14 protein-coding genes are annotated in these 25,361 nt (G+C 36.0%); 8 read left to right on the top strand and 6 right to left on the bottom strand.

The features are described 5' to 3' along the window. The first annotated feature begins 118 nt into the window (after nucleotides 1-118). The 4 genes from ilvA to JO950_RS11035 all read left to right on the top strand — a co-directional run bounded on the left by ilvA (nucleotide 119) and on the right by JO950_RS11035 (nucleotide 4,339). The gene (gene ilvA, locus JO950_RS11050; protein WP_202702695.1) at nucleotides 119-1,363 is read left to right on the top strand and encodes a threonine ammonia-lyase IlvA; all 1,245 of its coding nucleotides are present in this window, start codon (nucleotides 119-121) and stop codon (nucleotides 1,361-1,363) included. A gap of 142 nt (nucleotides 1,364-1,505) precedes the next feature. Continuing rightward, nucleotides 1,506-1,892 carry a group III truncated hemoglobin gene (locus tag JO950_RS11045; protein ID WP_202702694.1) on the top strand — a complete coding sequence of 129 codons (387 nt, stop codon included), beginning with the start codon at nucleotides 1,506-1,508 and terminating at the stop codon, nucleotides 1,890-1,892. 107 nt (nucleotides 1,893-1,999) lie between these two features. After that, nucleotides 2,000-2,440, top strand: a complete 441-nt coding sequence (locus tag JO950_RS11040; protein WP_202702693.1) for a hypothetical protein — start codon at nucleotides 2,000-2,002, stop codon at nucleotides 2,438-2,440. Between the two features lie 141 nt (nucleotides 2,441-2,581). Next, the gene (locus JO950_RS11035; RefSeq protein ID WP_202702692.1) at nucleotides 2,582-4,339 is read left to right on the top strand and encodes an aromatic amino acid hydroxylase; all 1,758 of its coding nucleotides are present in this window, start codon (nucleotides 2,582-2,584) and stop codon (nucleotides 4,337-4,339) included. A 227-nt stretch (nucleotides 4,340-4,566) separates the two neighbouring features. Here JO950_RS11035 and JO950_RS11030 read toward each other — a convergent pair whose 3' ends face one another. Then, entirely contained in the window at nucleotides 4,567-5,196 is a 630-nt protein-coding gene (locus JO950_RS11030) for a DUF4230 domain-containing protein (protein ID WP_202702691.1), read from the bottom strand. Nucleotides 5,197-5,813: 617 nt separating this feature from the next. Between JO950_RS11030 and JO950_RS11025 the strand changes: the two genes are divergently transcribed. The 3 genes from JO950_RS11025 to JO950_RS11015 all read left to right on the top strand — a co-directional run bounded on the left by JO950_RS11025 (nucleotide 5,814) and on the right by JO950_RS11015 (nucleotide 13,097). Further along, nucleotides 5,814-10,163 carry a gliding motility-associated C-terminal domain-containing protein gene (locus JO950_RS11025; protein ID WP_202702690.1) on the top strand — a complete coding sequence of 1,450 codons (4,350 nt, stop codon included), beginning with the start codon at nucleotides 5,814-5,816 and terminating at the stop codon, nucleotides 10,161-10,163. A 61-nt stretch (nucleotides 10,164-10,224) separates the two neighbouring features. After that, nucleotides 10,225-11,148 (top strand): type IX secretion system membrane protein PorP/SprF, encoded by a 924-nt coding sequence (locus JO950_RS11020; protein WP_202702689.1) that lies wholly within the window; start codon nucleotides 10,225-10,227, stop codon nucleotides 11,146-11,148. An 11-nt stretch (nucleotides 11,149-11,159) separates the two neighbouring features. Continuing rightward, nucleotides 11,160-13,097: an OmpA family protein gene (locus tag JO950_RS11015; RefSeq protein WP_202702688.1), complete on the top strand. Its 1,938-nt coding sequence runs from the start codon at nucleotides 11,160-11,162 to the stop codon at nucleotides 13,095-13,097. Between the two features lie 91 nt (nucleotides 13,098-13,188). On the opposite strand, the gene JO950_RS11010 is transcribed toward JO950_RS11015, so the two are convergent. The 5 genes from JO950_RS11010 to JO950_RS10990 form a co-directional block, all read right to left on the bottom strand. Continuing rightward, nucleotides 13,189-15,507, bottom strand: a complete 2,319-nt coding sequence (locus JO950_RS11010) for a BamA/TamA family outer membrane protein (protein ID WP_202702687.1) — start codon at nucleotides 15,505-15,507, stop codon at nucleotides 13,189-13,191. After that, nucleotides 15,491-20,581 (bottom strand): translocation/assembly module TamB, encoded by a 5,091-nt coding sequence (locus tag JO950_RS11005; RefSeq protein WP_202702686.1) that lies wholly within the window; start codon nucleotides 20,579-20,581, stop codon nucleotides 15,491-15,493. Before JO950_RS11005 ends, JO950_RS11010 begins: the two co-directional genes overlap by 17 nt. 262 nt (nucleotides 20,582-20,843) lie before the next feature. Then, a complete protein-coding gene (locus JO950_RS11000; RefSeq protein WP_202702685.1) occupies nucleotides 20,844-21,800 on the bottom strand; it encodes a GSCFA domain-containing protein in 957 nt (318 codons plus the stop codon). 97 nt (nucleotides 21,801-21,897) lie between these two features. Then, a complete protein-coding gene (locus JO950_RS10995) occupies nucleotides 21,898-22,056 on the bottom strand; it encodes a hypothetical protein (protein ID WP_202702684.1) in 159 nt (52 codons plus the stop codon). Between the two features lie 363 nt (nucleotides 22,057-22,419). Further along, nucleotides 22,420-23,175, bottom strand: a complete 756-nt coding sequence (locus tag JO950_RS10990) for a hypothetical protein (protein ID WP_202702683.1) — start codon at nucleotides 23,173-23,175, stop codon at nucleotides 22,420-22,422. Between the two features lie 376 nt (nucleotides 23,176-23,551). On the opposite strand from JO950_RS10990, the gene JO950_RS10985 reads away from it, so the two are divergent. Further along, a complete protein-coding gene (locus tag JO950_RS10985; protein ID WP_202702682.1) occupies nucleotides 23,552-25,297 on the top strand; it encodes an ABC transporter ATP-binding protein in 1,746 nt (581 codons plus the stop codon). The last annotated feature ends 64 nt before the right edge of the window (nucleotides 25,298-25,361 follow it).

Below are 25,361 nucleotides of genomic sequence, written 5' to 3'. Positions count from 1 at the left end.
GGTTTTTTTATTTAAAAAAAATATAGTACAAAACATTTTGCTTTAGATTTCAAAGATTTTCACAGATTAAAAATCTTTTTTAATCCTTTAATCTGTGGCAAAAAACAATTTAATCTTTATGAATTTATTTAACGAAGTACTTGCTGCTCAAAAGCAACTTGAAAATGTGGTTGCCGCTACTCCACTCACCCAAAATTTAAATCTTTCGGACGAGTTTAAATCTACTATTTTATTAAAAAGAGAAGATTTACAAATTGTGCGATCGTATAAAATCAGAGGAGCTTACAACAAGATTTCTTCGTTAACCGAAACCGAAAAAGCAAGCGGAATTATATGTGCCAGTGCAGGAAATCATGCACAGGGCGTAGCTTACTCCTGTCATCTTTTGCAAATAAAAGGTAAAATCTACATGCCCAAAACCACTCCAAAACAAAAAGTCAAACAGGTACAATTGTTCGGAAAATCATTTGTTGAAATTATACTTACCGGAGACACTTTCGACGATGCCTATGCTTCAGCTACAGCAGATGCAACCGAAAATCAAAAAACCTTCATCCATCCTTTTGACGATGAAAAAGTTATTGCCGGTCAGGGAACTGTAGGATTAGAAATTCTGGACAGTTATAAAGAACCTATCGATTATGTTTTTGTTCCCATTGGCGGTGGCGGACTGGCTTCCGGTTTGTCTGAAGTTTTTAAGCAACTAAGCCCAAATACAAAAATCATTGGAGTAGAACCCAAAGGAGCCCCTTCAATGAAAAACTCTATCGATGTCAATAAAAACACAGCTTTAAAAACAATTGACAAATTTGTGGATGGCGCTGCCGTAAAACAAGTAGGCGACAAAACTTTCGAAATCTGTCGTACTAATTTAGACGATATTATTCTGGTACCGGAAGGAAAAGTTTGTACTACGATTCTGCGTTTGTATAACGAAGAAGCCATGGTCGTAGAACCTGCAGGAGCATTAACCATTGCCGCTTTGGATTTTTACAAAGATAAAATAAAAGGTAAAAAAGTAGTTTGTGTGGTGAGCGGTAGCAACAATGACATTGAAAGAACTGCCGAAATAAAAGAGCGCTCTTTATTATACGAAGGTCTGATGCATTATTTTATGATTCAGTTTCCACAGCGTCCGGGTGCTTTAAAAGAATTTGTAAACAACATCTTAGGCCCTGATGATGATATCACTTATTTCCAATTTGCCAAGAAAAACAGCCGTGAGGTAGGCTCAGTAGTCGTAGGTTTAGAACTAAAGAACAAAAAAGACATACTGGCGATTAAAATGAACATGACCAAAAACGGATTTGAGTTTCAATATTTAAATGACCGTCAGGATCTATTTACACAACTGATCGGGTAAAATAAAAAAGGGTTCGATTTAAAACTGTTTATTTTTACAATAAAAACCTTTTCAATCGAACTTACAAACAATCTGAAATGATAAATATCAGCGATCACAAATTAGTTAATCGTACTTTTGTCTTTCATTTATAGTAGAAAACATGGCAACTCTTAAAGATATTTCAAACATAGAAGATATAAAATTAATGGTAGACACCTTTTATGGTAAAGTGAGAAAAGACGATTTACTGGGACCGATTTTCAACGAGAAACTCCAGGATCGCTGGTCGGAGCATTTAGAAAAAATGTACGGTTTCTGGCAAACCATTTTATTTGATGTGCGTGCCTATTCAGGAAGTCCTTTTCCTCCACACAAACAATTACCGGTAGACAAAACCCATTTCGATCGTTGGGTACTGCTTTTTAATACTTCTATCGACGGGCTATTTTCGGGAACTATTACCGAAGAAGCAAAAATGCGAGCAGCTAACATGGCTTATATGTTCAATTATAAAATTGACTATTTCAGAAATCCCGAAAATCATTAATTTTTTAATTGATAATTGACTGATTTTACGGTTTGCCTTAACTAAAATATAACGTACTTTTAAACCCAAGTAAAATTCCCCTAACTCACCTGCTATTGCATTTACACATGAAAAAAATATTACTTCCTTTTTTATTCTCTCTTTTATTTTTAAATTTTACTAAAGCACAATCCTCAAAAAACACTTTATACAAAGGAACAATTGACGGAAAAATAAGTGTCACTTTTTATATAAAAGCGGAAGAAAATCCCTGTACAGCCGACCTCATGTACACTTCAATCTATCGTTATGACAAATCAGGAGGTTGGATTCAGCTGAATATTACGCAAAACACAAAAAACGAAAATCAGTTCGCGCTTGTAGAGCATGGATTCTCAGGCATGATGATTTTAACCAAAGAAGGCACCAATTTTAGTGGCTTATGGATAAGTCCTGACACTAAAAAACAATTAAAAGTGGTACTAAAAGAAGCCAGTATGACTAAAAAAGACATTGAATCGTATGAAAAAAAACTGGAGAAAGTTAATTACGAAAACAATGATTGCTAAGAGATAAACTTCCTTTTCTTATTGGGGAAAAGTCACGAAAAATGCAATTAAAAAACATTTCGGATAAAAAAATTGATATAAATAGCAAAAATTAGCACTGTAAATCCGTAATTTTACATTCTAATCTACAACGTTTTCGAAATGAATGCCAATATTGAAACAAACCCGTTATTAGAGCGATTGCCTAAACATTTAAAGCAATTTATTAAACCTCAGGATTATGGTGATTATACACCAATTAATCAAGCGGTTTGGCGCTATGTAATGCGTAAAAATGTAGATTATCTTTCAAGAGTTGCGCATCATTCTTATCTGGATGGTTTGAAGAAAACTGGAATCGAAATTGACTCTATTCCAAGTATGTACGGTATGAATCGAATTCTGACTGAAATTGGTTGGGCAGCTGTAGCGGTGGACGGATTTATTCCACCAAACGCTTTTATGGAATTTCAGGCTTATAACGTTTTGGTTATTGCTTCAGATATTCGCCAACTGGAACATATCGAATATACTCCGGCACCGGATATTATTCATGAAGGTGCGGGACACGCTCCTATTATTGCTAATCCGGAATATGCAGAATACTTAAGACGTTTTGGAGAAATTGGCTGTAAAGCCATCTCCTCTCATAAAGATTACCAGATGTATGAAGCGATTCGCCTGCTTTCTATTTTGAAAGAAGCGGAAGATACGCCTCAGGAAAAAATAGACGAAGCGGAGAAAGCAGTTGCCGATTTACAAAACAATATGGGCGAATTGTCTGAAATGGCACAAATTCGAAACCTGCATTGGTGGACGGTAGAATATGGTTTAATCGGAACCGTTGAAAATCCGAAAATATATGGTGCGGGTTTACTATCCTCTATTGGGGAGAGTGCTTGGTGCATGACGGATAACGTAAAAAAAATCCCTTATAATATCTCTGCAGCCAATCAAAACTTTGATATTACACAATTACAGCCACAACTTTTTGTAACACCAAATTTCTCCTATTTGAGTTTGGTTTTAGAAGAATTTGCCAATAAAATGGCTTTAAGAACCGGAGGTTTATCAGGCATACAAAAACTAATTCACTCCAATGCTTTAGGAACAATTGAGTTGAGTACCGGTTTACAGATTTCAGGTGTTTTTACCAATGTTTTGGAAGACGAAGGAAAACCTATCTATATTCAGACTACCGGAAAAACGGCTTTATCCTACCGTGAAAAGGAATTGGTTGGTCATGGAACACTAACACATCCACATGGATTTGGAAGCCCAATTGGAAAACTAAAAGGCTTCAATTTAGCAATCGAAGACATGAGTCCGAAAGATTTACAGGCTTACTCTATCGTAGAAAATGAAACTGTAAGATTAGAATTTGAAGGTGATATTATTGTAGAAGGCGAAATCATTACAGGCTCCAGAAACCTGCATGGCGAAATCATTTTAATTAGTTTCAGAAATTGTACTGTAACTCATGGCGAAACCATTTTGTTTGAACCTGAATGGGGGAATTACGATATGGCAATTGGTAAAAAAGTCGTTTCGGCTTTCTCCGGCCCGGCTGATGTGAATAGTTTTGACCTGATCAATACCGTACCCAAAACAACTACTATAAAAGCACAACATACTGCCGAACGTGACGATCTGGAAATCCTTTATCAAACCGTTCGCTTGACCAGAGAAAATAAAAGTCCTACAACTGAGTTAAACACTGTATTTCACAAACTGAAAGAAAACCATCCTAATGATTGGCTACTATCGGTTGAAATCGCCGAGCTTTTAAAGAATTCAAATAAAGACCAACTTTTACAGGAAGTATTGGTTCATTTAGATCAATTGAAGGTTAAACGCCCTGAAGTGGCACATTTAATTGCCGGTGGATTGGATCTGATTTTTGATAAAGAAGCGGTTTAAGTTTTTTGAGGTACTAAGGTTCTGAGATACTAAGGTGCTAAGTTTTTAAAACAATTATATAAAATCCGACAGGTTCTAAAAACCTGTCGGATTTTGTGCTTTTATAATATTTAGAGCGAAGGGAGAAATCCAATCTTTGTCAAGCTTCTTACGAAGATTTCTCCTTCCGCCCGAAATGACAATATTGAAAAAACCTCAGAACCTTAGCCTCTTAGTACCTCAAAAAACTAAAGCTTCAGATCCTCGCTAAACTCTTTTTCAGACTGGATTGTTTTTCCGTTGTATTGCAGTTTCCACCCCATTGAATTGGTTAGAATTAAAATCTTTGACAACTCACTGATTAATCGGTTTTGAGCATTTGTTTTTAAGGTAGATTTCTCTATTTTTTTGGCCAGATTTGCTTTTACCGATTTGTTGATCTTGTTGTAATCGTCACCCGTAAATGGATTCAGTTTACTTTGTTCAACATCATAAAACTGTATGTCAGGGTTGATGGTGATTTCTTCTTTTGGAATAGTTAAAATGGTAATCGTCTTGTTCTTTTCATCGATATCATATTTCACTTTGTGCAAATCGTAAGCTACAGTAACATTTGCGTTTACCACTACAAGTGCTTTTTTCTCAAAAGAAACCATGTCCATTAAATACTTCTGCTGGTTTTTATAAGTTATAACTTCCGAAAAATGACCTTCGGTAACGACCAGTTTTCCAACATTTAAGATTTGCTGCTGAATGAGATTGGTATTATAATCAATAGTTGAATCGTCATCTTTTTTGAATTCACAATATTTGAAAGCTAGCACTATGACAAGTACAGCTACAGCTAAAACTATTATTCTCTTTACTAGATTTTGCATTCTATCCATTTATTAAACCAAATTACTTCTTTTTTTCACAAAAGCCCTCTATTTGGGTAAGGTTTTTTTCTTCTGATGTATTTATTAATGCAACATTTCTAAAAACTAATTTCTAAAAAGTAAATCTTTTTTTGATGTAGGTTTTAGAACTCTTTACAGCTTTTGTTTTGCATACGGCTTCTATCTTCCTCAAAGAATTTTAGGCATGAATTTATATCAGAAAATGTTTTTTTGGTTTCATACAAACTTTAAAAACCCAAAACTTCACCGTGACCAGCTGTAGATCAAAAATTTTGTAATCTTTAACTTATATATAAGTTTTTATCCCTCCCAAAATCTAAAACACGGGAACATTTAGCCGATCAAGTGTTACTCAAAACAACCAATTATATCATTGATAATCCGATTATTAAAACTGAATTATTTGTCTCAATTGTCCTAAATACCTTTGCATTAAGTTAAGATGAAGATAGAAGATGACGCCTATCAATTCAGCCTTGAAGGCACTAAATATTTCATTATTGAGTTAAACGAAATTTTAGTGCTTTCTTCTGAATTGTCCTCTTTCTAAACTTAACTATAACCACAATCCAAAAACACAATTTAACGGACTCCTTATGAAATTTTCAAAATTACTCGTCGCGCTATTCTATATACTGCCTTTAGCTGCAATTGCCCAGGCAGAAATTTCTGCTGTTGCCACAGATGCTTCCTGTACCGGCGATGGTAGAGCAGATGGCACAATTAAGATCACAGTTAAAAATGTTTCTGAACCTATAATATATGCTGTTGCAAAATCTCCTTTTGATCCGGCAACTATTATTGCATCTTCAGCTTCTTTGATTACGCACTTAGAGCCGGGAGATTATTTCTATGGGTATTACGAAAACAATACTTTTATAAAGGCTGCAACTACCATAAAGGTAGGCAGTACCTATTCTTCTATTTCTCCAACTATTGGACTTTTTACCGCTAAAAATTATACTTACTGTGCATCAGATCCTGATCCCCTGGGTGATATTGCTATTAACGCAGAAAAAGGAAACCCTCCCTATACTGTTAACTTGCTAAATGCTTCAGATGGTACCGTTGTAAGAAGTGTACAAACAGCAACCGGTATTGTCAGACTTAATGGTATGCCAAGTGGCAAATATAAAGTTTCGGCTACAGATAATTGCGGTACTTTAATTTCACCTGTAACCGTATTGAATCTTCCGCCAAATGAAGTTCTTAAGAATTTTAACCTTGATAAAGGAACCATTAATGCTGTTGATCTCATTTATAACACTCCAAATGATGTCTGTTCCGGTATTAGCAGTGCTACCCTTCCAAACGGACTATTAGCCGTAAGTAATGGTGGCGCTTATTTTAATGCTCTCCCTCCTCTTTATGGAGTTCCGGATTTTATTTACAAATTAGAGATTCAGAACGGATCAGGCTGGGACGTTTATGACAATCTGACTCTTACTGATGTAAAGAAAAAATATTCAATGCCTTCAGATCGCTCCAAATGGGGTATTGTCCGCTTGAGCGCAACATATTGTAACATAACAAAAACTGTTGAACTAGATTATGGAGCATCAACTGTAGGGATTGTTAAACCCTTTATTGATTTTGAATTCAGTATCGAAGATGACCCTTTGAATACCAATTGCAATGACACGGGACAAGTTCGGCTAAAAAACGTACCTAAAGATCAGGGGGGCTGTCTGCCTTATACCGTAGAAGTAACAGACAACGGTACAGGTATCAAAAATACTTATACTATTACAAGCATAAACAGTTTGGAAATTTGTAAACTAAATATTGGTAAAAGCTACACTATAAAAGTAACGGATAATACAGGAATCGCGATAGCAACTTACTCTTTTACGAACAATACTTCAAACACTTCTTCTAAAAAACCTGCTATTACTGATCCTAAAAATGTTTTTATCGATCCCAATTATTTTGCTCCCGATAAAGACATCAAAGGTAAAATACAATTTTTCACAGGACCAAGTGCTATGTTTTTTGGTAAATGTGCACTGGCGGTGTATCCTCCTATGGCCACTCCCGGTTATGTAGGCTTACAAGGTAAAGTTACCGTAAGTCTTGTAAACGGTCCGTCACCATTGGCAGTAACCTATAAAGAACCTATTTTCGGATTAGGAAATGAGTTACTTCCGGGAACTTACACCATAAGAATAAAAGATTCGGCTTGTTTTGATGAGGAATTTCAAGTGGTTCTAGACAGTTATTTTACAAAAATTGAAATCACCAACGTTAGTTTTAATCCGGACACCTCAAGATGTGACCGTTATAACAAAAATATAACCCTAAAAGTATCAGCTGTCGGTACAGGTGCAATAAACAGTACATTGGCTAATTTTTATGGGAATAACCAAATTTTCCCCGGGATTGTAAGCGGACCTGCAGGTATGGGAACTTTTAATGCCATTCTGGGTTCTAATTCTTTAAAAGAGGGAATCAGTAATTTTTCTTTTTTTCAGGATATAGCAGGAAAATATGAAATAGGGATCGCCCGAAAATTTATAGGTGGAAGACCTCTCTTGCAAAGCGAATTAATTGAGAACACTCAAACTGCTTTTGTAGATGTGCAACCTAATTTCCCTGCGTTTGATTTATCTGAATCCGGCGGAATTGTCTGTTCAGGAGATACAACAGGGGATCTTCATGCCAAAGTAAACAATGTTTCAGAAAGTATTACTTACTTTATAAAAAAAGAAACGGATTCCGATTTCCCAACAACAGGACAATCAAGTCCTGTATTTAAAGCACTGACAGCAGGAAATTATATTGTAAAAGCAAAAACAGCCTGTTATGAAGTCTTACAGCCTCTGATTTTAAGAAGTTCATTTTCACAATTAATAAATGGTGGAGACCGAGCTGTTTGTATAGGAGGAAACATCAAACTATCTGTAGTACAGATTGGCCCCGTAAATTCTATAAAATGGACATTACCAGATGGAACCGAAGTTATTTCCCCGGAATTAAATATCAATAATGTAACAGCAGCACAAATTGGAACCTACAAAGTAGAAATTAATTCTTTAGGGGGGTGTTATTTCACCGAATCCATCAACATTAGACTTGGAGGTCTGTCAACTCCAACAGGAAATTCTACACAACAATTTTGTGCCACTGCTAAAGCCACTGTAGCAGATTTAATTACCGTAGAAACCGGTATTATCTGGTACGATGCCTCAACAGGAGGAAATATAATTCCGTCCTCAGCCCTATTAATTGATGGTAAAACGTATTACGCCGCAGCACAGACAGGTACATGTGAGAGTACAAATCGTTTAGCTGTAACCGTTAATATCGGTGATCCAAAAGCACCAACGGGTGCTGCTACACAACAATTCTGTGCAGCAACAAACGCTACAGTAGCAGACTTAGCAGTCTCCGGAACCGGTGTTATCTGGTACGATGCACTAGCAGGAGGAAGTGTAATTCCATCCACAGCATTACTAATCGATGGTAAAACGTATTACGCAGCGACAAAAACGGGTACATGTGAGAGTACAAACCGTTTAGCTGTAACCGTTAGCATCGGTGATCCCACAACGCCAACAGGTGCTACTACGCAACAATTCTGTGCAACCGCAAAGGCTACAGTTGCAGATTTAACAGCCTCCGGAACCGGTATTATCTGGTACGATGCACTAACAGGAGGAAATATAATTCCATCCACAGCATTACTAATCGATGGTAAAACGTATTACGGAACGGCAAAAACGGGTACATGTGAGAGTACAAATCGTTTAGCTGTAACCGTTAGCATCAGTGATCCCACAACGCCAACAGGTGCTGCTACACAACAATTCTGTGCAACCGCAAAGGCTACAGTTGCAGATTTAACAGCCGCCGGAACCGGAATTATCTGGTACGATGCACTAACAGGAGGAAGTATAATTCCATCCACAGCATTACTAATCGATGGTAAAACGTATTACGGAACGGCAAAGTCAGGTGCATGTGAGAGTACAAACCGTTTAGCCGTTACCGTAATTGTTAAAAAAGATCTTCCTAATAAAGATCCTGATTGGCTTACGTCGGCCTGTATTTCAGAAAAAGTAACCTACACTACTGTGGCCGGAATGTCCTCTTACAATTGGCTCGTTTCAAATGAAGGTACTATCGTAAATGGAGGTCAGCAATCAGATGATTTTGTAACAGTTTTGTGGAATAATGCCGGAAAAGGTGCTATTGAAGTCAATTATATTGATGAAGCTAAATGCAATCCTCTTGTGAGTATTAATTTTTCTATAGAAGTAGGGTCCTGTTTGAAGCCTAATGAAGATGCAGATATTGAGTTAAGAAAAACAATAAATAATCCAATAGCAAACATCGGTCAACAGGTCGTGTTTACCATATCTGCTGAAAATCTGGGAGGAAATAATTTCAACAATGTTCAAATTAGAGATATACTTCCATCAGGATATACGTATACCTCATCCAAAACTTCTTCAGGAGATTATAATATAACAAACGGAATATGGAATTTACCAGAACTATTAGCCAAACAAATAGCAACATTGACCCTAACAGCAAAAGTAAAAGCAACAGGGGATTATCTGAACATTGCTTTTCTGGAAAATTCAACTCCGGAAGATTACAATCCGCATAATAATAAAGCGCAGGCGGGCATTACAAATCCGGAGGTAATTGTTTTCAATATGGTTTCTCCAAATGGAGACGGCAAAAATGATTACTTTGAGATTAGAGGTCTCGAACGATTTCCAAATAATTCGGTAACCATATATAATTCCTGGGGAGTCAAAGTGTTTGAAACTACTAATTATGGTGCAAACAATAATTTTTTTCGTGGAATTTCTGAAGGAAGAGCAACGGTAAACCAAAATGCTGGATTACCATCAGGAACCTATTTTTATGTGCTTTCCTATGGAAACGGTGCACTTATGACCGAAAAAAGCGGATACTTACATCTTACTTTGAGATAAAAACACAGAGAATTTCACAATCTTTTCGCACAGAAGTTTCACTAAAAAAATAACTATACAAATGAAAAAGAATTTATTTTTTTTAAAGTTCTTATTGCTTTTCAATGTAATAAATATAGCGGCGCAACAAGATGCACAATACACACAATACATGTACAATACCATAAATATTAATCCTGCCTATGCCGGATCGAGAGGTACGCTGAGTGTTTTTGGATTGTATCGCGCACAGTGGGTAGGCCTTGAAGGAGCACCAAAAACCAGCGCTTTTTCAATTAACACCCCTATAAACGACAGTAATTTAGGTATCGGTGTTTCTCTTGTAAATGACAAAATTGGTGCTTCTGATAAAAGCTCTTTATCGACTGACTTTTCCTATACGGTTCAGACTTCAGATAATTTTAAACTTTCATTCGGACTTAAAGGAACTGTTAGTCTTTTTAATCTGGACACTAATAGGCTGAATCCCGCAGATTTGGACGATCCACATTTACAAAATTTAAATAATGTCATATCTCCAAATATTGGAGCCGGGGTTTATTGGCATTCTGACAAAGCTTACATCGGTTTATCGGCACCGGATTTTATAGTGACCAATTATTATGACAATAATGAAGTAGCCATATTCAAAAACAAAATTAACTACTACTTAATGGGAGGATATGTATTCAATTTGAGTGCTTACAACAATATAAAATTCAAACCCGCAGTGCTCACAAAAATAACACAAGGTGCGCCGCTGCAGGTGGATGTCTCAGGTAATTTTATGTTCAACGATAAATTTATGGTTGGAATTGCCTACCGCTGGGACGCCGCTTTCAGTACCATGGCCGGTTTTCAGCTTACAGATGGTATGTACATCGGTTACGGTTATGATCTTGAATCTTCAAAACTAAACAATTACAGTAATGGTTCGCATGAAATATTCCTGCGTTTTGAGTTTATCCGAAAACAAAGCAGAATGACAACCCCTCGTTTCTTTTAAAATTATTTACTATGAAGAATTATATACCCTTTTATTTATTAATACTAAGTTTTTTTTCATTTCATACTTATTCTCAAAAGAATAAAATAGCTACAGCAGACAAACAATATGCCAACTACGCTTATATTAATGCGATTGAAACCTATGAAAGAGTAGCTTCAAAGGGCTACAAGTCTGCAGATATGTTCAAAAAACTGGGCAATTCTTTTTACTTTAATGCTGAATTTGACAAAGCTGCAAAATGGTATGACGAGTTATTTGCTATGACTAACGATGTGGAGCCCGAATATTATTACCGATATGCACAATCGTTAAAATCGACAAATCGCACAGGGAAAGCCAATCAAATGCTTGATTTATTCTCTCAGCATTCAAAGAATGATACAAGAGGGAAACTATACAAAAAAAATGAAAACTATCTGGATTTGATTAAAGCGAATTCCGGACGCTATACGATTGAAGATTCAGGAATAAACAGTAAATATTCGGATTACGGAACAACATTTTTCAAAAATAAAATTGTTTTCACCACTGCAAGAGATACAGGAGGACTGGGACAACAAAGACATAAGTGGACGGGTGAAAGTTTCACCAGCCTTTATGAAGCTGTGCTCGATGAAAATTTCAATCCAAGCGCACCAAAAAAAATAAAATCAAAAATCAATAGTAAGTTTCACGAATCCACTCCCACTTTTACAAAAGACGGAACAACTATTTACTTTACTCGCAATAATTATATTGATGGTAAAAAAGGAAAAAACAAACAAAAAACCACCTTTATAAAAATATACAAAGCCACTCTTAATCAAAAGAAGGAGTGGGACAATATCACAGAATTACCTTTTAATAGTAATGAATACAGTACGGCACATCCTACTCTCAGTCCGGACGAAAAGACTTTATATTTTGCTTCAGATATGCCCGGAACAATAGGACAATCTGATATTTACAAGGTCAAAATCCTGAGTAATGGAGGATACAGCTCTCCTCAAAATTTAGGCCCCGGAATCAACACCGAAGGAAAAGAAACATTTCCTTTCGTAACCGATGAAAATGAAATTTATTTTGCTTCAGACGGGCATCCGGGACTTGGCGGTCTTGATATTTTTGTTGGAAAAATAAACGACGCCGGAGTTAGTAATATTCAAAATTTAGGAGCAGATGTCAATTCTCCTAATGATGATTTTGCTTATATTATTGACATCAAATCCCGAAAAGGCTTTTTTTCATCGAACAGAAAAGGCGGACAAGGATCAGATGATATTTATAAATTTTTAGAGACAAAAAAAATAAATACTGACTACCAATTATATGGAGTTGTGACTGATCTGGACAGTAATGAAATTTTACCAAATGCCAAAATCACCTTGTATGATCAGGACATGAATGTAAAAGATTCCACCATCTCCGATGAGAAAGGAAAGTATAGTTTCGTTTTAGATCCTGAAACTCCCTATTATATCAGGGCCGAAAAAGAAAACTACACCACCTGGGAACAAAAAATACTGGTATCAAAAGATCGTTCAAAAGCTTATCTACCGATTCCTCTTGAAAAATCCCGCTACCAGGTAACCATTGGAGATAATTTAGGCAAAGTTTTCGGTATCAAAATGATATACTTTGATTTAGACAAATCCAATATTGGTAAAGAAGCTGCTTTAGATCTGGAAAAAATCCTGGATGTACTGAACTTGTATCCTAAAATGAAATTAGATATTCGTTCTCATACAGACAGCCGTCACACGCATAAATACAATCAGCTGTTGTCTGATAGAAGAGCTAAATCTACTATCGACTGGCTTATTAAACATGGAGTTAATAAAAACAGATTAACGGGCAAAGGTTATGGTGAAACACAACTTGTAAACCATTGTTCTGATAATGAAAATTGCACGGAAGAAGAGCATCAAATGAACAGAAGAAGCGAATTTATTATTTCCGGATTGTAGAAACAACTCTCATAAACCGCAGGAATAAAAGTTTAAAGTAAGCTTTCTATTCCTGCGGTTATTTTATTCTGTCTGTTCTAAAAACATAAAATCAGAACGGGTATCCAATGGCGATATTTAAAATCAAATTCTCTTTTCTCCAGGGACCACTTCCAAAATTAATATCATCAATTACCCATCTCTGACCTTGCGGTAAATAGGGTTTTCTCAACGGAAATGCCAAATCGGTTCTTAAAACTAAAAAAGACAAATCAAAACGCAAACCGGCTCCGGCTCCTACGGCAATATCTTTCATAAAATCTTTGGTAATTTCTCCACCGGACTTATTGGGATCGGCATTTAAAAGCCAGACATTTCCGGCATCTACAAATACCGCTCCGCGAACAATACTAAAAAGTTTGGCCCTGTATTCGGTACTAAACTCCAATTTCAAATCGCCTGACTGATCCGGAAGAAAATTATTAGTCGTTTGTGTATTGAGATAACTTCCCGGCCCGAGTGATCTGGCTCTGAAAGCCCGAATACTATTGGTTCCTCCTACTACAAATTGTTTAGCCGTTGGCAATGCCCTTGAATTTCCGTACGGAAGTCCTATTCCCAAAATAATCCTGCTGGCCAATTCACTTTCTTTACCCAGCTTTAAATAATGTCTGAGATCACCTCTCATTTTTACATATTGACTAAAAGGAACATCAAAAATATTTTTCTGATTCCCATCTTTAACATTTGCTCCTGTTACCAGACCTGTAACGTTTCCTGCCAAATCTAAATCACCACTAAAGTAAAACGTATTTTTTCTACGCTTCTGCATCGTATTGGTGTAGGTATACGTATAGGTTGGTCCAAAAATCAATTGTTTTTCAATTATCTTTTCTAATGACGGGTCTTCTTGAATATCTGCTAAATATTCAGCCGTCACGTGATTGGGACTCACATAGGTCACATCAATTACATTCAGTTGATGTTCTTTTCGAATATTCTCTTTCCACTGGTATCCAAAAGAGGTTTTAAAAGAGTTTAAAGCATACAATTGTGTTCTGTTTTGATATTCATATCGCACTGTCGCTTTGGTTCGCGGCACATATTCGCTGGAACCTTCAATATGAAAAAACGGAACGATAAATCTTGGCCAGGTCAAACTGGTTTCTGTTCCCAGCTTATAAATATTTTTCCCGTTATTGGCTCCTGAAAGCTGAAAATCGGCACCACCAAAAATGGAAACCGTAAATAATTCTGCCCCTCGAAATAGGTTTCTGTTGTTCCAGTTGATATTAATCTCACTACCGGTATAACTGGCCGAGTTCGTTTTTCCTAAAACTTCTACACGAATAAATTTCTTCGGTAAAAGCGTCAGATAATAATACGAATCCAGCGCATTGGGCAAACTATCCGAAGGCTTAAATTCATTTTTCACAAAACTAAACGTTCCCAAATTTACAAAACGATTTAGGGTCAGATTGTGGTCTTTACGGTTGTAGAAATCTCCCTTTTTGAAGTGGATGGCGCGATCAAAAACTCTTGGCTTAAAACTGTCAGCTGTATCAATAATGGTGAAGTCTTTATATTGAATAATATCTTTTGACTGGTACTTTACACTGTCTTTTGAAATGGTAAAATTCGGGTAGACTACAATTTTATTGATCTTATAGGCTGTAAGCGCTTTTGGAGGCGTATCCGCTTTAATTACCAATCTAATTTTCACTTCATGATCGCCTTTGCTGCTGTCTACCTTTGCCAAAAGATAGTCGGGGTTAAAATAATAATACCCTTTCTCCTTCAATCTGGCGTCTATACGTTCGCGTTCGGCTTTAATAACATCCAAATCATAAGGCTGCCCAACCTTTAAGAGACTTCTTCGGCTTGATCTTCCTATTATTCTGGACATCGCCAAGGAATCGTCAGGAAAAATTACGCTTTTAATAATGTATTGCTTTTTGGGTACCACTTTATATTCTGCTGTAGCTCTTTTGTCGCTAACAGTAGAATCGGCACTGACACGGGTTTTAAAATACCCTCTGTTTTCGGTAAAATTGCGAAGGACGGATGCATTATACTCTAAATCAACTTTACTAAAAAGTACAGGAGCTTCTCCCACTTTAGTACGCAGCCAATATCGGATTCCTTTTTGTTTTTTAGGTTCTCCGGCAATATTATAAAACCATAACTTAGGACGTAATCCCAGGAATTGTTTGTTGGGTTTAGGGCGCAGTAAATCATTCAGTTCATTTTCCAGTGCTTTTCGTTCTTTCTTTTTAAGAACTGAATCTTTTACCGTTACCGAACCTCCTGTGTACAATAAATCTCCCTCCGGCAAATATTTTGTGTTACTGCATCCAAAAACAAAAAATAAGGACAGCACAACAAAATACCTGACATATTTCATTCTTACATTGTTATGTTTTTTGCTCATTCCCTTCTATTTGATTTTCCTTTTTTTGCTTCTCCTCTTTCTCTTTCAGTTTCTTTTTTTCGTTGCGCAATTTTTCTTCTCTAATCATTTCTTTTTCTGCTGCACTACGATGAAAAAGTTCACGGAATTTATTGTAACTCATTGTGATGATAAAAGCAACACCGGTTTCAACTACCTGACCTTCGACCGCCACCTGATATTCATTTTTTCGATAAGCCCGAACCATATAACGGCCGTCTTTGGTTAATTGATAATCCAATGCCACATCTCCCGCAATATTGGCACTTTGCTCGTTGGCACGTTCCTGACCTTCAACGGCAAAACTGCTCCCTACGGTAACTTTTAATCGATCGTTTAACAACTTTTTGGAAACCCCGACGTTCAGGTCGGTTCTGTTTTCTCTGCTACCGGATGTATAATCGTCTGTTGACTCGAGATCAAATTCTAACTGAACTCCCGTAATTAATTCTCCGGCAAGATCATTTAACTGCTGTGACAAAATTTTACTCACACTTTGTCGTGCGAGAGATTCTGCACTGGTTCCCCCGCTTTCGCTCGAAAATGGGTTTTCGCCAATAAATCGGTTCAAGAGTAAAAGAGCAAAAACCTGTTTGTTCAATTCCGCTGGTTCTTGTCTTAACTGCTGGAGTTTTGCTTTGGTAAGTGATACCACATTTGCAGAAACATCATTATTACCCTCCGGAAGTACAATATCAAAAGTGATTTCCGGTTTTAAAAGCTCCCCGTTCATTTTCAACAAGGTCTGAAATGGAATTTTCTGCTTATAGGTGTTTCGCTCCGTAGGGTTATCCGTTGGCAATTGGTTGCCCAATAAGTCTATTGGTGCGGTGTTTACTTTATAAATCGCCGTAATATTCAGATTGGCCATGGTAGGTTCACCGTTCCAAATGATATAACTCCCTTTCTGAATATCAAATTTTCGTCGGATCATGTTGAAATTCATTTCATACGCCCCACCTGAAAACTCATATTTACCAGTTAAAGTTGTTTTACCAGACGGATCGATTCCACCGGTAAGTTCGGCTTCTCCTTTTAAGTTCAAATAATCACCATTTCCTTTATCGATTACCAGGGTAAGTTCTGCCTCTTTGTCGATGGCAATAGCCACACTGACGTCCATACCAACTAACCGTGACTGATTGAGTTTTTGCTCCATAGCAACAGTCTGTTTCAGATATTGATTGTCTTCGTCTACAAATTCAACTATCCCTTCCCGATCAGCGATGGAAGGATCGGATTGCGGCATCACAACTGTAAACTTGGTTTCTTTATTTATTTTAATATTGCCGCCAACTACAGGATTTTCGAGCGTTCCTTTGATGTTCAGCTTGCTGTCTAACACCAAATCTCCATAAAACAAATCATTGTCTTTTTCTTGCGAATGTATCGCTCTGAAATTATCCGCCACTACAGTTAAGCCAAAGTCAAATTTGGTATAATCTGTTGCTTTAATGGTTCCGTTTACAATCAGTTCATTGTCGTTTTCATCATGAAAAGTAAAGGTATCAAAAGTGATAATATCATCCTGAAGTGTTATTTTTTCGTCAGCTGTTTTGTAGTAGGAATTAAATTTTGTTACTCTGAAACCTGTCTCTTTAAATTCCAGTGCTCCGTTTACTTTTGGCGCGGCAGCATTTCCGGTAATTTTGAAATTCCCTGCTAAAAACCCAGTTCCCTCAGTCAGATTGCCCATGCTGAACCCTTGAATACTTTTGATATTTAATTTGTTCAGATCCAGATTAAAATCCAGATTTCCATCGTCGATTTTATAATTTCCAGTCAGATTCACCTCATTTCCTTCTCCGCTAAGAGTAATATTGGCTACCAGCAAATTATTGGTTTTATTGTCTACTTTTACTGTAATATCTCCAACAGGTTCTCCTTTGAATGCAAATTGATCTACTTTTATGTCTGAAGTAAAGCTGGGTTTTGTCATTACATTTTCAACCAGTGCATGTCCATTAATCAGACCCTGCATTAACAATTGATCTTTTTTGACGATGTTCATAATCGTCTCTATTTTGAAATTTACAAAATCGACCTGTAGTGGTGCATTATCCTGATCTCCTAATGATTGAACTCTTAATTCATTACCCGAATTTTCTAAATTAAATTTATTGACATACAATCTTTTGGCTCCAAACTCCACCACATTTTCCGGATCCATATTCCATTTATCATAATTCAGAATAAAATTTTGAGCATCAATTCTGAAACTGCTTTTTGAACCGTCGTGCTTTAAGTCTCCCGCAATAAAATACTGTTGTTTCTCTTTAGCATCTTTTACTTCAAGTGCATAATCCAAAACATTATTTTCAATTTTTCCGGATAAGCTTGTAAATGGAATTTTTAAAGAACCGCTCTCAATTGTTCCAAAAGAAGCATTGTATGCTAAACCATTTTCTTTGGCTTCGATATTGATTTTCCCGTCGGCAATGGTGTTAGCGGCATATACAATTCTCGGAATACTTCCTTTTATTTCCAAAGAATCTGACACGTTATTGTACTTTCCTGATAAAGTAACAGGTTCCAACCCCGTTAATTCAGGAAGCAGTTTCAGCAACACGGGATCATTATCAATCTTCACCGTAAAAGCCAATCGTTGCTCATCCGTTTCTCCTTTTACTTTTGGGCTTTTTAAATCGATGTACTTTGACAGTGATTTTTTTAATGCTGCCGATAAAGTCGTCAGTTTGTATTTCCCATCAACCTCCGCATTTAAAAACTGAGAAGAAACTTTGATATTGTTTCGATTTTGATCGGCAAAGGCAATCAGTCTGATTGAATCGAGAACAATAGGTTCTGCTGTCTGGGCAATCTGAATGTTGGAAAGAAATACTTTTCCATTCAAAAAATCAGGATTACTGTTGGCAATATCGGCGTCAACATTTCCACGCAGTTTCATCGGACCGGCATGCAGATTTAATTTTTCTAAATCGGCAATATCCAGGTTTAATTTTAACTGAATGGAGGGATATTTCTCTTCGGTATTTCCACTGGCCGTTAAATCGAAATGCAGGTTGGGGTCTTTCATTCCAGAGTTTAGAACAAAAGATCCTTTCTCGATATTGCCTTTTAAAGCCAAATCTTTATAGGTGTATTGATTAAAAACAGCCTTCTGAACCAAGCCGTCAAATTCTGCCTGTGCTGTTTTCGGGTCCAAACCTTTACCTTTTACTTTTGCTTTAAGTGTAATTCTTCCTATTGAATCATTTTTAATCAATTTACCTAAATCAAAATCAAGTAAATAAACGGTGGCATCGTACTTTTCTTTTTTCTTCACGCGCTGATCGAACAAAGCATCTACTTTTGCGTTTCCGAAACTACTGCTGAAAGCCAGCTTGGTTTTAAAATTGGCAACAGAACCTTTAAACTTACCTTGTAAATTCAACTGTGAAGGCAATTGAATATTCTTTGGAACAGTTCCCGCAGGCACAAACGAATAAATGTCTTTTGACGTGCTTGATAGTTTTCTGATGTCTAAATCGTAATCCGCTTTTTGTGCATCAGGCATCCCTTTTATCTTTCCTGAAACAACAACTTTTGTAGCTCCGATTCCGCTCATTTCGAACTGGGCCATATTCAGATCTTTTATCTTCCCACTCAAACGTGCATTGACCTTCAAAACGGCATTTGGATTACTCTTAAACGGATTGGATTGCTGTAAATCGGGAGCAAAAAGCAGGATATCTCTAAAGCCAATTTTGGTCTGATTTAAATTGGCCTCTAAAGTAAGATTGCCCAAATCTTTGGAAACGGAAGCGATCGAAGGATAACCCACTTTTATAGTGTGCTGAAAAAGCGTTTGGGGTGTTTTCAAATACAAATTGCTCAGGTACGCGTTCTTTGGTCCGTAAAAGAAATTGGTTTTTAAAGCCTCAAGCTTCAAGCCGCTTTTATCGTTTAAGGTCAGTGTTTTTATATTTCCTGAAATTGTATCGTTCCCATAATACCATTTTTCTGCTTTAAAATTAACCTTACTCAGATCCATATGACTGTAATCAACTCCTTTCGAAATTGGTTTCGATTGCATATCATCAAATTTGAACGCTATATTTTGGATGTCTATAACATTCAACTTTACTTTCCATCCTGCCTGTTTTATGGCAGTAGTATCTAAATCGGGAGTTTGAAGCTGTTTGTCTTTTGCCCCCAAACGTAGATTCCCTTTTAGATTTTTAAGTTCGAAAGCTTTGAAATCCAATAACTGACGGTTCAAATCAATTTTGTTTACGGCTACATTCAACTGATCCAGTTTTATTCCGGAATCTAATTTGGAATCTTTGTTGTCGTAAACAATATCAATTTTTGCTAATCTGATGTTTCCTAACTTCAAATTGAAATCTGCTCTTTTCGAGACGGTATCTATCGTTTGCACTGATCCTTCAGCGATCTTTTCGATCACATCCTGATTCAAAACTACCTTTAACCCGCTTAGATTGATATCCGGGATGTTGAAATTCATTTTATCTAAATCGAATTCCTTAAATTTGGTATCAAAATGCGTGAGTTTTACACGAGTGTCGCTTTTAGAAAAATCATCTTTAAAATCAAACCTGACGTTATCCAGATTTATTTTTACAACCGAAATTTTAAAAGGTTTGCTGTTCGGATCTTCAACCTTTGGTTCTTTAGACTCAAATGCTTTACTAATATAATCAAAATTAAAAGCTCCTTTTTTATCCCTTGAAATACGGGCTGTTGTATTTTGCAGTGAAACCGAATTAATCTCCAATTCACTGTTGATCAATTTGAACAAATCAACATCCAACTCCAAACGTTTCCCGCTTAACAGGGTATCTTTTTTTTGATCTTCAAAGTAAAATCCTTCCAAAACAATGTCTTTTGGAAATTTTATCGAAATATGATCTAACGAAACTTTGGTTTTTATCTTTTTATGCAGATAAGTAATGGCCTTATCTTTTACAAAATTCTGGACGGAAGGAACCTGAATTAATACAATAAGAAGCAATAAAAGTGTAATTACAGAAGCCATGCACCAAAGCAGTACACGAAGTGTTTTTTTTAGAAAATGAATGGTTTTCTTATTCATACGTCAATAAAACACATTTAGATTAAAGTTTGCTTTGGACAAATCTGCAAAGACAAATTTGTAAAATTTAAACTCTAACAATTTACATAATTACCTGTAATTATTCTAAAATTTAGCCACAAATAATTATTTTCTTACGTTTGGTATTGTGGTTACCGAGCGGAAACGTAAAGAATTCTGCTCTGTTGAAATTGATATTTTAAATTGCAGCAAAGATTTACGATGTTCTGAATATCAAAACATCATAAAAGTCCATGAAGTTTTAGAACTTAATATGTGGCCATTTTTCTTCTACCTTATTTATTTTTTGACGAAGCTTGACTAAAAATTTCTGATGCTGTTCAGATTCCGGATTAAAGCTTCGATGGTGCAGACTCTTTTGAATTTCTCCTACTTCCTGCAAGGTCGAAATGCTATTCTCTGCGATGTAATTTTCACTGAATCGCTGCCAGATATAGTCAATTGCTACAGCATTCGGATGCAGCATATCTTCAGCATAAAAGCGATAATCACGAAGCTCGTCCATCATAATTTCGTAAGAAGGAAAATATCCTAATTGCTGATTGTTGATTTTAGATTGCAGATTCTGGTGAAACCCCGAAAACAAATGCGATTTACTCAATTGATTTTCTACAAAACCGTCTTTGATATGGCGCACCGGTGAAATGGTAAAAATGAAATTTATATTGGTATTTAAACCATGAATTAAACGGATTGTATTTTGGATACTTTTCTGAATTACATCAACAGTCAATAATTCTTTCGTGAATTGTTTTTGAGGTACTTTATGACAATTAGCAACTACTTCGTTACTTTCAATATTCCTGTAAACCCATGAGGTTCCATAGGTTACAATGATATGAGTCCCCTCTTTGATTTGTTTGTTTGTTTCGGCAATTGCTTCGTTAAGTGTTTGCAACAACTCCTGTCGATCGGAATGACTCAAATCTGAATGAACTTCAAAACAATGCCAGCGTCCGTTATGAAAAAAAACATCTTTCTCCGTAAAAAACTCCTGTTTAACCACTCTCTGAATCACTTTCTCAATAGAAACAGGATTGAAGATAATTCCAAATGGATTGGTTTCGTTCTGAAACTTAAAATAATCAAATTTCTCTGCCATGTTTTCCGCAAAACAAGATCCCATAGAAATGATCTTCGAATGATAATCGATTGGATTGCTGCTTTTTGAAATTGGAATCTGGGTTCTGAATTGCATGAAGTTGTTTTGTGTAAATTTCGGTTATTTTTCACAAACAAAAAAGCCAGAAACAAAAATGCCCCCGACTTTTCGCCCCCAAATTTTAAACTTTCTATTAATAGAAATACTCAGATGTATATTTTAATCCTTCAATGTTATCAACGCTTTTTTCAGGATATCCGGCTGCATTATAGGTATAACTGTTAGGTAGACCATACAGTCTTTCCTGAAGTATCTGAAATTTCATTGTGAAAAATTCCGGTTCCTTCTTCATCCACAAAAGAAATTTTATTAAATCCTAAAATATCTTTAGCATTACAAACATAATACACCTCATAATCAAAACCTTACGGGATTCCACATCGAAAACGCGCAACCCAACTCAAAACAAACCTAAAGCACTAATAATGAACAACATACACCAAGAAGCGTTTTAGAAAAAAAATAACTAAAAAACAAAAAACCGTATAAATACCTAGCTATTTTCTTGTATTTGCTTATTGCTCGCGGATTAAAAAATGAAATCCGGGTTCTGAATTGCATGACGTTTAATTTGAATACGGGTTTTACCAATTTTTAGGCAATAAAAAAACCAAATACAAGAGTATTTGGTTTTTTTATAAATTGCAATTTGTTTTTAGTATGTAAACTGAGCTGTCTCAGTTAACTTTCCATTGTCACTAAAATGCTTTTTCTCCGTTGGAAAATTATTGTTATTGTAAACATAAGAGAAAGTACTTACATAAGATGAAGTAGCTGAAGTCCCTGTTATTTTAACAACATTGTTAACAGAAGTATCTTCTTCTGCATCTAGTAAAAGTTTAAGCCCTGGAACATTAGCATTAGGGGTCTTTTTTGAATCATACTCGTAAGTGTAGGTAGCATTTGCCTTACCATAAAAAGAACTTTCAGATTTAACTAAGTTACCATCTTTAAAAGTATACTTTCCAACCTTTCCACCTTCTTCTTCAGCTCCTGTTGTGGCGTTTACATAAAACCCTTCAAAAGAAACAGTACCGTCTCCATTTTGAGTGTATTTTGTTTTATAATACTTAGTTGCACCTGCATCTTTCACAGTTACAGAAGCCACCTTTCCTGCAGAATAGCTATATTCAGTAGTCGTTACAAGTACGTTATCTGATTTGAACTCTTCTATTTTTGAAATTAAATCACCTACATAAGAATACTTAAGAATACTACCGTCACTATCTGTTTCACTTACTAGTTTGCTTCCCTCATATTTCATATCTGTAGCGTAATTCTCTTTAGGATCAGAGTAAGAAAAAGCAATTTTTGATGGTTTTAATGAAGCTGATGCATCAACAGCATCATCACTTGAACAAGAAGAAACTACTAGAGCCAAAGCACTAAAAAGGCATAAAATTTTTTTCATTTTGATTTGGTTAAATTTATTTTGCCGCAAACTTAATACAACCCAAAACTAAAACCTTACGGGATTCCACATTTAAAAGCGCACTATAACCCAAAATAGCCGCCAACACACTAACAAATAGCAAGATCTATTAAATTCATTACTGATAAAATTTAATCAAAAACTAAAATGCGATATAAATACTTGGCTTTTTTCTTAAAGTTTCATTTTGTTCTCCAATAAAAAAGATGTTTTGCAGAAATTAAAATGCTTTACATCTAAAAAAAACACCAGCAATTTCAACTGTAAAAAAAATTACAGTTTTAATAACAAAAATCCATTTAACAGTGTTAAACAATTCACTACTTTTACATCTTCCATAAATTCAAATTCACTTATGAAATTACTGTATTCTTATATAATCAAACATAAAATGTTACTGTTTTTTGCTTTGATTATGGCAACAATCAACATTTGTTTCAGTTTATCAGACTCTATTATTACCGGTAAATTAATGCAGGATTGCGGTGTTGGTTTGCATAAATACGACGGAAATGCCGTAGGTTTTATCAAATCATTAGCATTTTGGTTAGGACTTTCGCTTGGTGCAGCTATGGTATCGAGAATTACCAAAAACTTTCAGGATTATTTTACCAATGTTGTTATTCAGCGTACCGGAGCGCAGATGTACACAGACGGAATTAAAAAATCACTGGACCTGCCGTTTGCCGAATTTGAAGACCAACGAAGCGGTGAAACGTTAAGCAAACTTACCAAAGTACGTTCTGATTCCGAAAAATTAATCACTCTATCGATTTCTTTAATCTTTCAGACTGTGATTGGTTTTGTATTTGTGATTGTTTATGTTGCCCGAATCGATTACCGTATTTCAATTATCTTTTTGATCACGGCGCCAATCATTGCTCTGGTTAGTTCGTATCTGGGCAAAAAGATCAAAATTGTCTCTAAAAAAATCGTAAATCAAACCAATGCTTTAGCCGGTTCCACCACCGAAAGTTTAAGAAACATTGAACTTGTAAAAAGTCTTGGATTGACGTATCAGGAAGAAAAACGTCTGAACCTAAATACGTTTAAAATTCTACAGCTGGAGCTTCAAAAAATCCGTTTCATCAGAAGTTTGAGTTTTATCCAAGGCACAACCGTACACTTTTTGAGAACTTGTGTGGTTTTTACTTTGTATTATTTCTTATTTGGAGGAAAGATTATTGTGGGTGATTTGCTAACGATGGTTTTCTTTACTTTTTTCATTTTCGGTCCGCTTCAGGAACTTGGAAATTTCATTATTGCTTTAAATGAAACTAAGGTTTCGATGGAGAATTTTAAGACCTTATTGAGCGCTCCGAAAGAATATCGTCCAAAAAACCCAAAGCATGTTGGAGCGATTCAGTCTTTACTCTTTTCCAATGTAAGTTTTCAGCACAAAACCGCTAAATTTAAAGCGGTTGAAAATATCAATTTCGAAATTAAACAGGGACAGACCGTTGCATTTGTGGGCCCCTCAGGATCAGGAAAAACAACTTTGGTCAAATTACTGGTTGGATTGTACACCCCAGCCGAAGGTCAGGTATTCTACAACGACATCGACTCTGCAGAAATTGACTTACTGGATCTAAGAAAACAATTAGGATTCGTTACCCAGGACGCACAGTTATTCTCAGGAACAATTCGCGAGAATTTATTGTTCGTAAGACCCAGTGCTACCGATGAAGACTTGTACGATGCCTTGAAAAGAGCGAGCTGTGAAAAACTGCTGCATCGTGCCGAAGACGGTTTAAACACCACAATTGGTGAAGGCGGAATTAAAGTATCCGGTGGTGAAAAACAACGTTTGTCGATTGCACGTGCTATTTTAAGAAATCCGAATTTATTGATTTTTGACGAAGCCACTTCTGCCTTAGATTCTATTACCGAAGAAGAAATCAATACTACTATTCGTAATATATCCGATAAAAACAGGATCACGGTTCTGATTGCGCACCGTTTATCAACCGTAATGCACGCCGACAAAATATTTGTACTGGAGCAAGGAAAAATCATCGAACAAGGGAAACACGAAGATTTAATTTTTGAAAAAGGCTTATATTATGCAATGTGGCGCCAGCAAATAGGAGAACGAAAATAATTTTTTTTAAGGCCCTAAGTTGCTAAGCTGCTAAGAATCTAAGGTACTAAGGTTTTTTTTCAAG

It is taken from the genome of Flavobacterium sp. UGB4466, assembly GCF_903469665.1.
Lineage (GTDB): Bacteria > Bacteroidota > Bacteroidia > Flavobacteriales > Flavobacteriaceae > Flavobacterium > Flavobacterium lipolyticum.
The sequence above is the reverse complement of the archived record's forward strand: the minus strand, read 5'-3'. Positions and strand labels throughout refer to the sequence as shown.

Bases quoted from the DNA above. Each gene is read 5' to 3' on its own strand.
- JO950_RS11000 (WP_202702685.1), bottom strand. From the start codon at position 21,800: ATGCAATTCAGAACCCAGATTCCAATTTCAAAAAGCAGCAATCCAATC.
- JO950_RS11020 (WP_202702689.1), top strand. From the start codon at position 10,225: ATGAAAAAGAATTTATTTTTTTTAAAGTTCTTATTGCTTTTCAATGTA.
- JO950_RS10990 (WP_202702683.1), bottom strand. From the start codon at position 23,175: ATGAAAAAAATTTTATGCCTTTTTAGTGCTTTGGCTCTAGTAGTTTCT.
- JO950_RS11040 (WP_202702693.1), top strand. From the start codon at position 2,000: ATGAAAAAAATATTACTTCCTTTTTTATTCTCTCTTTTATTTTTAAAT.
- JO950_RS11010 (WP_202702687.1), bottom strand. From the start codon at position 15,507: ATGAGCAAAAAACATAACAATGTAAGAATGAAATATGTCAGGTATTTT.
- ilvA (WP_202702695.1), top strand. From the start codon at position 119: ATGAATTTATTTAACGAAGTACTTGCTGCTCAAAAGCAACTTGAAAAT.
- JO950_RS11030 (WP_202702691.1), bottom strand. From the start codon at position 5,196: ATGCAAAATCTAGTAAAGAGAATAATAGTTTTAGCTGTAGCTGTACTT.
- JO950_RS11035 (WP_202702692.1), top strand. From the start codon at position 2,582: ATGAATGCCAATATTGAAACAAACCCGTTATTAGAGCGATTGCCTAAA.
- JO950_RS10995 (WP_202702684.1), bottom strand. From the start codon at position 22,056: ATGAAGAAGGAACCGGAATTTTTCACAATGAAATTTCAGATACTTCAG.
- JO950_RS11045 (WP_202702694.1), top strand. From the start codon at position 1,506: ATGGCAACTCTTAAAGATATTTCAAACATAGAAGATATAAAATTAATG.
- JO950_RS11015 (WP_202702688.1), top strand. From the start codon at position 11,160: ATGAAGAATTATATACCCTTTTATTTATTAATACTAAGTTTTTTTTCA.
- JO950_RS11005 (WP_202702686.1), bottom strand. From the start codon at position 20,581: ATGAATAAGAAAACCATTCATTTTCTAAAAAAAACACTTCGTGTACTG.
- JO950_RS10985 (WP_202702682.1), top strand. From the start codon at position 23,552: ATGAAATTACTGTATTCTTATATAATCAAACATAAAATGTTACTGTTT.
- JO950_RS11025 (WP_202702690.1), top strand. From the start codon at position 5,814: ATGAAATTTTCAAAATTACTCGTCGCGCTATTCTATATACTGCCTTTA.